We start from the raw sequence: 13,514 nt of genomic DNA, 5'->3' as shown, positions 1-13,514 counted from the left end.
TCAAGCTATTTAGAATAAGCAAGCGTTCCACCTCCGGTATTTTTTCAGTTAATCTGATTCCTAAATAACAGATGCCTCTGGTTTTTGCCATTCAGAACATTGTTCATGGTCGCAGACAATCTGTGCCATGTCCGTATTAGCGTATTTTTAAGCCGTTGTTCACCATAAACCGATCTGATAATTTCACTTTTTGCTTCCAGCCAATCTCTAAGCTCATTGCCTGGATAAAAGCCGCGTTTTTCAGCTTTGTAGTAGGCAGCTTCAGCGATCATTACCTCAAGGCTGGCAGGCAGAGCCGTTGAGCTGTCGGTCCTCGTAAAACCGCACTTTACCAGACTGATAAGGTCTTGCTCTGTGCTTCCCTTGACACCTATTTCCGCAGGTTTTAGCTCTGCCAAAGTGCCGAACAAGTGATCCCATATTGACAAAACCGCGCCGTAATTACGGTCATGCTCGTCACGCCGGGCTGAATGGTGAACACGGTGCAAATACGGAGTAATAATGACCCGACCAAGAAACCGCTCACCCCAAAACGAAATATTAGTATGATGCAGCATAGTGAAAAAGATAATTATCGCCTCATTCGCAAGCAGCAATGTCCACTCTATACCTAAAATAACAACCAACACCGCTTTCATGAGGCTGATGATTCCTATTTCCAGAAAATGTACCCGGAATGCCGTTGAAACATTCAAATAACGATCGTTGTGGTGTACCTTGTGAAACATCCACAAGCAACCGAAGCTGTGACTGGCTTTATGCAAGAAATACAGCAGCAAATCCATCGCTAAAAACGAAAGGACGGCTTTCCATATCGGATTTTGAATATAGTTGAGCAGCCCTTTATCAGAGAATTTTTCGGCCAGAATCAGTAATGATGGAACCGATAATAACGACATAACGATACTGTTAACAATAAACAGCTCGATGTTCGCCCGGTAGGACTGTCGCAACTGTTTTGGAAGCATTTTCTCTCTGGGAGAGCAAAACTCAATCGTCAAAAAGAGGATAAAAAACATGAACAGGATATAGCTTGCCCCTCCTGACGATATATTGATAAGCCAGGTTAGATAGGATTGAAGTAAAGTCGTTGAAGCTTTAAGTTCGTTTAACATTGTCATCTCCTCATTACAAACTAACGTAAATTATTAGAGCAAAGTTATCTTAACTAAAAATTATAAAAGGCTGGAAACAAGCAAATTTAACGCGTTTGGCTGTGTTCGCCATCAGGCAACTGCGTCGCTACTGGATCTATACTGCGCATAAAACGCGCTACTACTCGGAGCGTCATGCTCGCCGTCGCTACCGGGGAAAACAGCGGGACTCACTTGTTATTTTAAATAACCCGGCGCCGATCACGATAAAATCATAATCGACACCCGGGTTATTAACTCATGACTGCTGTTTTTGAACGTTTTTTCGCCTCAACATACTGCTTGCTCAGCCGGCTCAACGGTGTCACCTGCGATATTGCGCACAGATAATGCATGTCTGCTCTCACCGTAAAGCGCCTGATGAAAGAGTCTGTCTGTTTATATTTAACGCTCTCTGAATTTATATGATATTACCTGCCGCTTGAGCCTAGAAAAAACCCAACGGATTGATGGCGTAGCTGACCAGCATATTTTTAGTTTGCTGATAATGATTTAACATCATCTTATGGTTTTCACGACCCACGCCCGATTTCTTATAGCCGCCGAAAGCCGCATGAGCCGGATAATGATGATAACAGTTAACCCACACCCGACCCGCCTGAATGCCGCGTCCCATACGGTAGGCGCGGTTCATATCGCGAGTCCAGACACCCGCGCCCAGACCGAACTGAGTGTCGTTGGCAATCTCTAACGCTTCAGCCTCATCTTTAAAGGTGGTTACCGAGATAACAGGGCCGAAAATTTCCTCCTGAAAAATACGCATCTTATTGCCGCCTTTCATAATCGTCGGTTCAATATAATAGCCTTCAGAGAATCCACCGCCTAAAGACTCGGCCTTACCACCGATTAAAACTTCAGCGCCTTCGTCTTTACCAATTTGCAAGTAACCCAGAATCTTGTCAAATTGTTGTTTAGACGCTTGCGCGCCCACCATCGTTTCGGTATCCAACGGGTTGCCGCGTTTAATCTGCTTGGCGCGTGCAATGACTTTCGCGATAAATTCATCGTAGATGGATTCCTGCACCAACAAGCGTGAAGGACAGGTACAGACTTCGCCTTGATTGAAAAATGCCAGCACCGCGCCTTCGATGCATTTGCTGACAAAATCATCTTCTTGATCCAAGACATCGGCAAAAAAGATATTCGGCGATTTTCCGCCCAACTCAACCGTGGACGGAATAATGTTTTCTGCCGCGCATTTTAAAATATGCGAACCGACCGGGGTCGAGCCGGTAAAGGCGATTTTTGCAATCCGTGTGCTGGTCGCCAGCGCTTGCCCTGCTTCCGCGCCATAACCGTTAACAATATTAACCACGCCGGCGGGCAGCAAATCGCTGATTAATTCCATCAGCACCAAAATGGATGCCGGAGTTTGTTCTGCCGGTTTCATGATCACACAATTACCTGCGGCCAAGGCCGGGGCTAATTTCCAGCAGGCCATCAGCAACGGAAAATTCCACGGAATGATCTGCCCCACTACGCCCAGCGGTTCGTGGAAATGGTAAGCGACGGTATTTTTGTCGATTTCGCCGATTGAACCTTCCTGTGCGCGAATGCATCCGGCAAAGTAGCGGAAATGATCGACGCACAGCGGTATGTCCGCGGCCAGCGTTTCGCGTACCGCTTTGCCGTTATCCCAAGTTTCTGCAACCGCCAATGTTTCAAGGTTTGCTTCAATGCGGCCGGCTATTTTTAATAAAATATTGGAACGTTCTGTAACCGAGGTTTCTCCCCAAGCCGCTCTGACAGCATGAGCCGCATCCAACGCCAGCTCAATATCTTCGCCACTGGAACGGGGTATTTCACAAAAAACCTTGCCGTTAATCGGGCTTGAGTTTTCAAAATACTGTCCCTTGACCGGATCGACCCAAGTGCCGCCGATAAAATTTTGATAACGGGATTTAAAGTTAACTTTACTGTCTGGCTGGTTTGGTTCGATATACAGCATGGCTTTCACCTAAATAGGGATGTAGAGACGATTGATTCTATCATTGTTAACCGATGCCGAATAACCTTCCTTGTTATTAAATCATGGCGCTATAAAATCCCGATTCGGTCACGAGTCATCATAGGATTTGCTCTGATAATGCGATAATTAACGCGTAACGCAAGCCTTTGCCCACGCCTACCAGAATTAGAAATATCCCAAGACGTACCTTCATGATGCCCGCAATAAATGTTAAAGCATCGCCACCTGCCGGTAACCAGGACAATAATAATGACCAAACGCCGAAATGCTGGTACCACCGCTGGTAGCGATGCAATGTCGAGATTTTAAACGGGAACCAGCGGCTGTTTTCGAAATGCAGCAGATAACGGCCTAAAAGCCAGTTTACGACGGCCCCTAACGTATTGCCTGTCGATGCAAACAGCCAAAGTAACCAGGGGTCATATCCGTTGGCTAACAAACCGACCAAAGCCACTTCGGAATAAAACGGAATCAGCGTGGCGGCCAGGAAACTGACCCCGAATAAACCCCAATAAGCAGTCATATCTGCTGCCGTGCGGATTGAACCAGTCCGCGAAAAAGATTACGTTGACGCGATAGGTAGAGCAGGTATTCCGGATGCCATTGAACACCCATCACGAAGGGTCGCAGCGGGTCTTCTACAGCCTGCACAATATTATCCAAATCCCGGCCGACAACTCTTAAGCCGTCACCCAACTGATCAACGGCTTGTGTATGAAGGCTATTGATCCGGCAACGAGTGGTTCCCAGCAGTTCCTTAATACGACTGTCCGGCTCCACCAGCAGGGTTTTTAGCGGCAATACCGTCCAGCGGTTGCGCGTATGGCGACGCAATTTGCGTAGATCCTGATGTAAACTGCCGCCCAGGTAGGTGTTAAGCAGTTGTTCGCCACGACAGATGGCCAGCATGGGTATATTTTGTTTCAAGGCTTTTTCGATATAAATTAATTCGAACATATCCCGTTCCTTGTCATAACGCGTATTGGGCAATATCTCCGATTCGTAAAGCGAAGGGTAAATATCATCGCCGCCGCCGATCACGATACCGTTTAACACCTCATGCAGATGCGAGTTCTTAGGCGTGAGCCTTAAGGGATTGCCTCCGGCCCAGATAATGGCATAACGCGTAAAATACCAGGCCCGGTCTCCGCCCTTGTTGGGCCCTGTTACGCCGATTACAGGCCGCAATAACGTTTCAGGCATATCTCAATTATCTCTTTCCAATCTTGAAACAGGTCGGCTACAGGCCTGTCCAGAAACTTTATATAAGCCCTGCATATTGCATCCAGACACTCGGGGTTACAGGCCAGCCTTTCGACCATTAGCCAGTTATGCCAATCCATGCCAATATTCCAGCCAGGCTTATCAATCTGACAGTTGGGTAGCCGGTAATGCAAGGTGGGCCTGGGATGAACACGCTTATCATCAATGACCGACAGCGTTCTGGTTTTATCAAGATAGGTGAATAACGGCAGCAGATCCAAAACCCGGTTGCGGGTAGGATTGGCTATCAGATAATCGTCAATTAACCGGTCCTGATCGGGATGGTAATCCAAATCAATCACCTGCCGGGTATAATCAGTTGGAAACGGGGAAATATAGCCGGTCATGGAGCGAGTCAGATTGACCTTGCTATGGCGAGCCAACCAATCATAAAGACAAAGAAAAGCCTTGAGATAACAAACGATAGTTTCATGATCCAGACTGGGCAGTTCCGGATTGAAATGCAGGCCAAAAGCATACAGAGTACGACTGTCGGTGCCTTGAGCGCCCGATTCGCGTAACCGCGGGATCAATAGCTCCAGTTCACCGAGACGATCCATAGGAATCGGCGGCGAGACGATTTCGAAAGGTACAATCTGTTCGGCCGCCATGCGCACAATAAGCTCGGACCATTCATCAAGCTGACTCAGAAAATCCTCTGTATCCTGCTTGTAACGGCCTTTTTCTTTCAGATATTGAAAATCCAGTTCAACTTTAAAATCACCCAAACTCGTGCCCGTAATCGTGTTTTCATAAGCGCTGTTAATTATAACTGTACCCCCGAATTGCTCGTTAATCAGCCGGGCAATGTTCTCAAGGGTCAGTCCGGAAAATTCAAGTTCTACGCCTACGCGCCGCATTTCCCCTGATGCTTTGGTGCTGATGGGCGGAAGAAAGAAATTAGAAGTCTGATACATAATCGCCTTTTGTTTTAATGGCTATTGATGGAGCCAAAAAGCCGAAATTAATCAAAATGGACTAATGTTAATCGCCGGAGAGGTCACTTGAGCGGTTTCTGAAAGGGCTACTCATTATCTCCCCAGTGCAATAAAGATCAATAAGTCTAATTACTTAGAGCGCATAGCAAAAAAAGCGGTAATTTCTGAAAAACATAGCGCTGAACTGACGAAGACAGCCTATCGTTGGCCATAAATGGACTATCAAAACCCGCTGACAACGCCAGACATCTCCTCTATTCATTCCCCGACATCCGCACAACATTAGTAATTGCTCGCTCCTTTGACGCCCTATTTTGGTGCGCACACCAAGGTAGCATCCTTAACAACATCACCTTAAGCCTTATATGCACGTAACGGTAGGCATGTGGCGTAGATATTGCTTACTCCATCGTGCATCTTGCCTTTTATCATTAATGTCTTGTCTCATTTTTAACGCACAACCAAGGATAAATTACATGCTGTCAGAAGCTGAACGTTTTGAAACCTTCTCCCCTTATATTCGAAGCGTTACCCAGTGCAAGGAAATTCTCCGCGACCTGAATGGAACTTGGGGACTGATTTCCGCCATTGCGGAAATCAGTTGCCCTACCGAAGCAGCAACCATACTGCCGGCAATGGAAGCCACAAAAAAAGGTTTTGGCGATCTTGAAAGCAAACTAACCAGCCAGCTGGTTTCTGAAGAAATTAAAAAAACCTGTCTCGAACTTGAATCCAAAGCGCAAGTTTCGATAGATATTCTGGTGCGCAACCTGTATGAGCGCACCGCAGACATCGGCTTTCTGGCGACCAATGCCGATATATGCAATTTTGTGCAAGCCACCGTAAACGGCGAAAGAACCGATATAGATTCGATTAACCAACTCCTTGACGAGTATGGTTCAAAATATACCGTATACGACGACATTATCGTCCTGGATACCGACAGCCGCATACTGGCCAGGCTTGACCGTAACACGCCAACCGTCGCTCAAAGTATTTCCGACCCGATTATCCGCCAGACGTTGAACTCGATGGAGGACTATGTTGAAACCTTTGGCAAAACCAGCCTCCGTCCCGGCATAGACCGGAGCCTCATTTATTCAAAACGTATCGTCGATCCGGTCGATGACGCGGTGATTGGCGTTTTGTGTTTATCATTCCGTTTTGATAACGAAATGGAAGGCATCTTTCGCAGCCTGCAAAAGAAAGGCGACAAAGCCGTCATGTTGCTGCTGAATGCCGATTCGGTGGTGATCGCCACAAGTGACCAGGATCATGTACCGATTGGCCGCTTCATTGAAGCGGTTCCTGAAGGAGATCACTACGGTGTGATCGACTTTGCCGGGCGTGAATATCTGTCGGTAACGCACAGAGGCCGTCCCTATCAAGGTTATGCCGGACAAGAATGGTACGGACACGCCATGATTCCATTGCAGTCGGCCTTTGGTTCTTCCGCATCCGACAAGGAGATCAACGCCGAAATTCTTCGGCATGGCGACTCGCTGTCTCCCGAGTTGTCCGGGATCATTGCCGGTGCAGCCGAGGGCATCAATATGTTCCTGCACCGGGTTATCTGGAATGGTCAGGTCATGGCGACTAACGAGCATGGCAACCTTTTATCGCTCAAGGCAATTCTAAAACAACTTCGTTCGATGGGTGCACGCACGGCCCAGGCGCTTGCCGACTCCAGCAGCAAGCTGCATACCACGATGATTACCTCCGAACTCCGTAATGCCGAATCCATCGCCCGGCTGATGATTGATATTATGGATCGCAACCTGTACGAGCGCAGCAATGATTGCCGATGGTGGGCATTGACTTCGGAAATCCGTCGCATTCTATCCGAAGGCCGTCTCAACTTGGATGATAAAGCGAAAATCACCGATATCCTGATCTACATCAACAAGCTTTACACCGTCTACACACGCCTTTTTATCTATGACATCAAAGGGACTATCGTGGCCGAATCCAATCTCCATAACGATCCCGTGGATGCTGTAGGCAGACAGGTGAATGCCGCCTACGCGCAGGAGACTTTTTCCTTGCGTTCGCCGCAGGAATACCGGGTATCGATGTTTGAAGAATCCTGGCTGTATGAAGGCAATCCAACCTATGTTTACAATGCCGCTATCCGTCATATTGATGATATGAACAAAGCAGTTGGCGGTATCGGCATTGTGTTTGACTCCACGCCCGAATTCAAACACATGCTTGAAGATTGCTTGCCCGACAAACCCGGCGCTTTCGGCCTGTTTGTGGAACGACCCAGCGGTCGCATCATCGCATCGACCGAGGGTTCCAATTACAAAAACGGTGAAGTTCTTTGGATAGACCCTGAGTTTTTTGAGTTGCAGGAAGGCACAGGAAAATCCAAAATCGTGCTTTATAACAAAAAGTATTATGCCGTCGGCTGTTACTCGTCACGCGGATACCGCGAGTTTAAAACCACAGGGGACTACCATAATGACGTGGCCGCTTTCGTGTTTATTCCGATCGGCGAGAAAGCCGAGACTACCGGCTCAGAACAGCGCGTAGCAATCTCTTATCCGCAAGAACCGATAACCGGCGATGTTGTCGATCTGGCAACGTTTTATATAGGCTCGGAAATCTACGCATTTCTTGCCGCCGACGTACTCGAAGCCATGGACGTTACCCTGATCAACAGCCTGCCCGGCGTAAAATCCTATATTGTCGGCAGCGTCATGTATTGCGATAACAGCCCCGATGGCATCAACGAAAAAATCCCGATTATCGTCATTGACGGCAGGATTCTGACCAACAAGACTGTTGATTTTGATCAGCCGGAAAAAACCGCCGGGGCAATCATTGTGGTACGGACTCAAGTAGGCCCGATTGGCCTGTTGGTTGATGGGCTTGATGCCATTCCGAGCTTTGAAAAATCGCAAGTTCAGCCGGTTAATGAATTATTGCGCGGCGACGGCGGCTACGTAAAATCATTGGTCAACATCCCTGAAAGCAACACGTCCGGAAAGATGCTGATCGTATTGAATCAAGATTTGATTCTTGCGTCGGTTCGTAAGCAATAATTAGAGCTGCCCGCAGTTGGGTGGGTGCGTAAAAGCCGTTGTGCCGAGCCTGTCGAAGCATGAGCGGCTTTCGCACGCTCCAACTGCATTTTTCACTGTCTCGCTTATTGGAAGAATTGTTGCCGCATCTACCAAGCAAGCCAAGCCGCGGTAAACATTGGCTGCGGTGGTTTAGAAATAGCCGGAAATAGCGATTTTGGCTTCATCCCTCAACTCAACGACAACTCCGCCCGCAAACGCTCCGCCATTAAATCGACGAACGAACGGACTTTCGCCGACGAATGGCGACCCTCGCGGTGCATGATATGGATTGGAATCGGCGGACTCTCGAATTCGCTGAGCACAATTTTCAGTTTGCCAGTCTGTAGCGGCTCGGCAATTTGGTAGGACAACAAACGGGTAATACCCAGGTCGGCCATGGCCGCGCTGGCCGCTGAGTCGTTGTCGCTGACGCTCAATATCGGTTGTAACTTGACCGTCTGCGGCAGGCCGCCCTGCAGAAAGCGCATTTCATTATTCGGATTTAAGCTGCGCGCCAGGATGATTTGATGCTTGAGCAAATCGTCCGGCGTTTGCGGAATGCCGTGCGTTACCAAATAATCCGGCGATGCGCACAATACCCGCCTTACCGAGCCGACTCGCAGCGCCCGGTACGACGAATCGGGCAATTCGGCAATGCGGATCGCCACATCCACGCCTTCCTCCAGCATGTTGACAACCCGGTCGACGAACAGTGCGTTGACTTCCACCGCCGGGTAACGGCGCAAATACTCGACGATGCCCGGCATCACGTACATGCGGCCGAACAAAACCGAGGCGGTGACAGTGAATTGGCCGCGCGGTTCGGCGTTAATACCCAGCGCCGCGTTGTCGGCTTCATCGGCCAAGGCGATGATGCGTTTGGCGTCCTCGTAATATTTCTGGCCGGCCTCTGTCATCCGCACGTAGCGGGTGGTACGGTTCAGCAATTTAACACCCAAGCGCTCTTCCAACGCCGCAACCGCACGCGTCACGGCCGGTGGCGACATGTGTAGCTTGCGAGCGCCGCCGGCAAAGCCTTCGGCCTCGACCACCGCGACATACACGCTCATTAAATGCAGACGACTCATTGATAGTTCCAGTTATCGGAATAGTAAATTGATAATTTTAACTATTCTTTAATATTTTGCAATAAGACACACTATATCCGCCTGCTGAATTTCACACAGGCGACTAACAAACCCTTTCATTATTTGGAGAACCCTCATGAGCCGTATTACCACCGTCAGTAACGAAAGTGCCAACACCGAACAACGCAGCCTGTTGGATGCGATCCAAAGCCAGTTGGGCATGGTGCCTAATTTCTTGCGGGTGTTCGCCCACTCGCCGGATGCCTTGAAAGCCTTCCTCGGCTTGCACCACATCGCCAACCACGGTTCGCTGGACACAGCCACCCGCGAACGCATCGCGCTGGCGCTGGCCCAGCAGAACGAATGCGAATACTGCCTGTCCGCACACACCGCCATCGGCCGCAAAGCCGGTTTGAACGGGGCGGAAATCGAAGCCAACCGGGCCGGCACCAGTCAGGACGCCAAGGCGGCGGTGGCGGTTAAATTCGCCCGCGCCCTGGTCGAGCACAAGGGCGAGGTCACCAATGCAGAGTTGCAGGCCATGAGTGACGCCGGTTTTAGCGAGGCCGACATCGTCGAGGTGATCACCCACGTTGGCATGAATATAATGACCAATATCTTGGGCAAAGCCAGCCGGGTCAGCATCGACTTTCCGAAAGTGGCGCTAAAACAGGCGGCTTAATAGTGAACCGGGCCAAGTCCAAGTGTGGACTTGCGCCCGGATTCTTGCGCTGAATGGAATTGGGTATTGCAAATTATGACTATTCAACGCGGCTGGCGGCTGTGTCACAGTGCACGCCAATGTTTCAATCCCAATCAGGAGCAAGGTCATGGCCCGAACTTTTGCCAAAATCAGTTTCACGCCCAATGTGCAGGCAGTACAAACCGAAATGGGCAGCCGCATGGCGTATCGGGCGGCCGAGCTCGGCGAGGCCGAGGAGGTGGCGCTGGGCGCTGCCGAGCAAGCTTTTATTGCCGGGCGCGACAGCTTTTATCAAGCCACGGTGAGTCAAACCGGCTGGCCCTATGTGCAGCATCGCGGCGGGCCGGTGGGATTCTTGAAAGTGTTGGATGACCGTACCATGGGTTACGCCGATTTCAGCGGCAACCGCCAATATATTTCGGTAGGCAATTTGCGCGGCGACGACCGGGTTAGCTTGCTGCTGATGGACTATCCGCAGCGGCGGCGTTTGAAAATCTGGGGTCGGGCGCGCGCGGTGGACGAACGTAGCGAACCGGCATTGCTGGCGAAACTAGAATCGCCCGACTTTCGCGCCCCGGTCGAGCGCGGCATCGTTATCCGAGTCGAAGCCTTCGACTGGAATTGCCCGAAATACATTACGCCGCGCTACAGCCAAAACGAAGTCGAAGCGCTGCTCGAACAAGCCCGACGCCAACCCACAGCGGCGGATAAACCAATCCCACGCTCATTGGGCTCTGGCGCGTTGCCGTTGACCATTACCGGGATTCGGCAATTGACGCCGCGCATTCGCGCTTACGAACTGCGCCATGCCGACGGCGAGCCGCTGCCTGGCTATCGGGCCGGGGCACATCTCCGCGTGCCGATTGCGCTGGCGAACGGCGACGTCACCAGCCGCACTTATTCGCTGACCGACGCGCCGGACGATCCGGATTGCTACCGCATTGCAGTGCTAAGAATGGACGATAGCGAAGGCGGATCGTCGGCATTGCATGACGGCTGGCAGCTGGGAACCCGCATCAACGTCGATGCGCCGGACAACTATTTCAGCCTGCATGACGACGGCCGCCCGGCATTGTTGATCGCCGGCGGCATCGGCATCACCCCGTTAAAAGCAATGGCCGAAGCATTGGCCGCACGGGGTGCGGATTTTCAACTGCATTACAGCGGCCATGCGCCGCAAGAAATGGCCTTTGTCAAAGACTTGCGGCGGCATTTTCCCAATCGGTGCCGGTTTTATTTCAGCCAGGCGCCAACGCCAACCCGGCTGGATGTACCGGCACTGATCGGTAACGCATCCGCCGATGCCGTCATTTACGTCTGCGGCCCAACCCGCCTGATCGACACCGTGCGCCAAACCGCCCGCCAGCTCGGCATCGCCGAACAGCGGGTGCAATTTGAAAGTTTTATTTAACCGAAGGAGAACAGGATGATAACGCTATACGACATGCCGCTGTCCGGCAACTGCCATAAAGTCCGCTTATTGCTAAGTTTTTTGGCGTTGCCCTATCAAACCCAGCCGGTCAATTTAGTCGGCGGCGAACAACGCAGCCCGGACTATTTGCAACGCAACCCGTTCGGCCAAGTGCCGGTGCTGGATGACGATGGCCTGATCATCCGCGACAGCCAAGCCATTTTGGTCTATCTGGCCAAACGCTACGGCGGCGAACAATGGTGGCCCGACGACGCCTACCGCTTGGCGCAAATCGCGGCTTGGCTATCGACCGCCGCCAACGAAATCTTCCACGGGCCCGCCATGCTGCGCGTACACCACAAATTCGGCCGCGCCATCGATACGGCAAAAGCCCTGCAAACCGCCGAAAAGGTACTGGGCATTATCGACCGCCACTTGGAAAGTCGCGATTGGCTAGCCGGCGACACGGTATCCATCGCCGACATTGCGATTTATCCCTATCTTGCGCTGGCGCCGGAAGGCGGCATTGACATCGGCGCATTTCAAAACATTGTCAACTGGTTTCAACGCATTCAAAGCTTGTCCGGTTACATCGCCATGCCGGGCTTGTAGCAAGCATAACCCACTACCACTCTATCGGAGAAAAATCATGACCCAAGAAATCAAAGCCCCAGTACCTCCCTTCACCGCCGAAACTGCGGCGCATAAAGTCCGCATGGCTGAAGATGCCTGGAACTCGCGCGACCCGGATCGGGTAGCCTTGGTGTATACCGAAGACACGCTATGGCGTAATCGTGCCGAATTTCCGCAAGGCCGCGAACAAGTGCGACAGTTTTTGCAACGCAAATGGGCTAATGAACTGGACTATCGCTTAATCAAGGAATTATGGGCGTTTACCGACAACCGCATAGCCGTGCGTTTTGCCTACGAATGGCGTGACGACTCCGGTCAATGGTTCCGCAGTTACGGTAATGAAAATTGGGAGTTTAACGGACAAGGCTTTATGCAACGCCGCTTTGCCAGCATCAACGATCTGCCGATCAACGCGGAGGAGCGCTTGTTTCATTGGCCGTTGGGACGACGACCCGAAGACTACGCCGGTTTGAGCGATTTGGGTTTGTAAATGGCAAGGCCAGTGGTTGTGACAAGCGCGGTCTGGTGGCTCGCAGATTGACGTCTACGCAGGCCGAATCACACGGCGAAGTCGTCGAATTGCAAAGCCTGGGTAGGCATGTCGTCAGACGCGAACCACTCGGTCAAATCGCGGGTGTCGCCCAGACCGCAGAGACGGCGATCGATGGCGTCCTGGTTGCCCCACACCACCCCGACCAAGGCGCCACCGGCCACGCGAGATTCAATGTCCTTACAGTAAAGCCCCTGGTCACGCTGGACATAGAACCCGTAGGTGCGGCAAGCCGCCGGGCGGTGGGCGTAGACCATGCAGGCTCCCGCCGACCGATCCAACAACGGGCAGACGATGGGGCGCGATGACTGCTCGGCCAGCGCGGCGATGTCCCGGCCAATTTCCCGAAGCCGCTCAGGTGACAGCGTGGCCAGTCCATCCCGCAGCAAATCCCATTCCGCCGCAGTGAGTCGGGGTACTTCGGCGAGCCGTCGACAACAGCCGTCACAGCCCCGGCGACATAGCCAATCGGGATTGTCGTCGCGGATGGCGCGTACGCGCGCTTCGATATCATCATGGAGTTGGGTAAGTGTGATCATTTTTGCATCCAGCCTTTTTAACTGCGCTTAAAAAAAACCTTTATTATGGGTTGAGTAATAATGGAACTGAAATTTCGAATCATCGAAATAATATCCTAAACCGACATTTACTGTTTAAGGATCTGAACTAATAGACTGGTTTAGGTCGAGTTCGGGCTTTCGCAAATACCGCAGTTCGGCCAAATGGAGACAATCAGT

12 protein-coding genes are annotated in these 13,514 nt (G+C 51.1%); 5 read left to right on the top strand and 7 right to left on the bottom strand.

Translation table 11 applies throughout. The features are described 5' to 3' along the window. Positions 1–44 precede the first annotated feature (44 nt). The 5 genes from Q8L79_RS10100 to Q8L79_RS10080 form a co-directional block, all read right to left on the bottom strand. Positions 45–1,115, bottom strand: coding sequence for a sterol desaturase family protein (locus Q8L79_RS10100; RefSeq protein ID WP_305270615.1), 1,071 nt, complete (start codon positions 1,113–1,115; stop codon positions 45–47). Between the two features lie 466 nt (positions 1,116–1,581). After that, positions 1,582–3,102, bottom strand: a complete 1,521-nt coding sequence (locus tag Q8L79_RS10095) for an aldehyde dehydrogenase family protein (RefSeq protein ID WP_305270613.1) — start codon at positions 3,100–3,102, stop codon at positions 1,582–1,584. Between the two features lie 118 nt (positions 3,103–3,220). After that, positions 3,221–3,646, bottom strand: coding sequence for a YqaA family protein (locus tag Q8L79_RS10090; RefSeq protein ID WP_305270611.1), 426 nt, complete (start codon positions 3,644–3,646; stop codon positions 3,221–3,223). Next, positions 3,643–4,326, bottom strand: a complete 684-nt coding sequence (locus tag Q8L79_RS10085) for a gamma-glutamyl-gamma-aminobutyrate hydrolase family protein (protein ID WP_305270609.1) — start codon at positions 4,324–4,326, stop codon at positions 3,643–3,645. The genes Q8L79_RS10090 and Q8L79_RS10085 overlap by 4 nt, the downstream gene beginning before the upstream one ends. Continuing rightward, complete coding sequence (locus Q8L79_RS10080) at positions 4,299–5,303, bottom strand: amidoligase family protein (protein ID WP_305270607.1); 1,005 nt, start codon at positions 5,301–5,303, stop codon at positions 4,299–4,301. Before Q8L79_RS10080 ends, Q8L79_RS10085 begins: the two co-directional genes overlap by 28 nt. Before the next feature lie 497 nt (positions 5,304–5,800). Between Q8L79_RS10080 and Q8L79_RS10075 the strand changes: the two genes are divergently transcribed. Further along, positions 5,801–8,371: a chemotaxis protein CheW gene (locus Q8L79_RS10075; RefSeq protein WP_305270605.1), complete on the top strand. Its 2,571-nt coding sequence runs from the start codon at positions 5,801–5,803 to the stop codon at positions 8,369–8,371. A gap of 209 nt (positions 8,372–8,580) precedes the next feature. Here Q8L79_RS10075 and Q8L79_RS10070 read toward each other — a convergent pair whose 3' ends face one another. After that, positions 8,581–9,462 carry a LysR family transcriptional regulator gene (locus tag Q8L79_RS10070; protein WP_305270807.1) on the bottom strand — a complete coding sequence of 294 codons (882 nt, stop codon included), beginning with the start codon at positions 9,460–9,462 and terminating at the stop codon, positions 8,581–8,583. A 154-nt stretch (positions 9,463–9,616) separates the two neighbouring features. Here Q8L79_RS10070 and Q8L79_RS10065 point away from each other — a divergent pair, with 154 nt between their 5' ends. The 4 genes from Q8L79_RS10065 to Q8L79_RS10050 all read left to right on the top strand — a co-directional run bounded on the left by Q8L79_RS10065 (position 9,617) and on the right by Q8L79_RS10050 (position 12,717). Next, complete coding sequence (locus tag Q8L79_RS10065) at positions 9,617–10,162, top strand: carboxymuconolactone decarboxylase family protein (protein ID WP_305270603.1); 546 nt, start codon at positions 9,617–9,619, stop codon at positions 10,160–10,162. Positions 10,163–10,310: 148 nt separating this feature from the next. Further along, the gene (locus Q8L79_RS10060) at positions 10,311–11,594 is read left to right on the top strand and encodes a pyridoxamine 5'-phosphate oxidase family protein (RefSeq protein ID WP_305270601.1); all 1,284 of its coding nucleotides are present in this window, start codon (positions 10,311–10,313) and stop codon (positions 11,592–11,594) included. 15 nt (positions 11,595–11,609) lie between these two features. Next, positions 11,610–12,206, top strand: a complete 597-nt coding sequence (locus Q8L79_RS10055) for a glutathione S-transferase family protein (RefSeq protein WP_305270600.1) — start codon at positions 11,610–11,612, stop codon at positions 12,204–12,206. Positions 12,207–12,243: 37 nt separating this feature from the next. Further along, positions 12,244–12,717 carry a nuclear transport factor 2 family protein gene (locus Q8L79_RS10050; protein WP_305270598.1) on the top strand — a complete coding sequence of 158 codons (474 nt, stop codon included), beginning with the start codon at positions 12,244–12,246 and terminating at the stop codon, positions 12,715–12,717. 68 nt (positions 12,718–12,785) lie between these two features. On the opposite strand, the gene Q8L79_RS10045 is transcribed toward Q8L79_RS10050, so the two are convergent. Beyond that, entirely contained in the window at positions 12,786–13,316 is a 531-nt protein-coding gene (locus tag Q8L79_RS10045; protein ID WP_305270596.1) for a YkgJ family cysteine cluster protein, read from the bottom strand. Between the last annotated feature and the right edge of the window lie 198 nt (positions 13,317–13,514).

Origin of the sequence: Methylobacter sp., assembly GCF_030680395.1 — a bacterium.
Lineage (GTDB): Bacteria > Pseudomonadota > Gammaproteobacteria > Methylococcales > Methylomonadaceae > Methylobacter_A.
The sequence above is the reverse complement of the archived record's forward strand: the minus strand, read 5'-3'. Positions and strand labels throughout refer to the sequence as shown.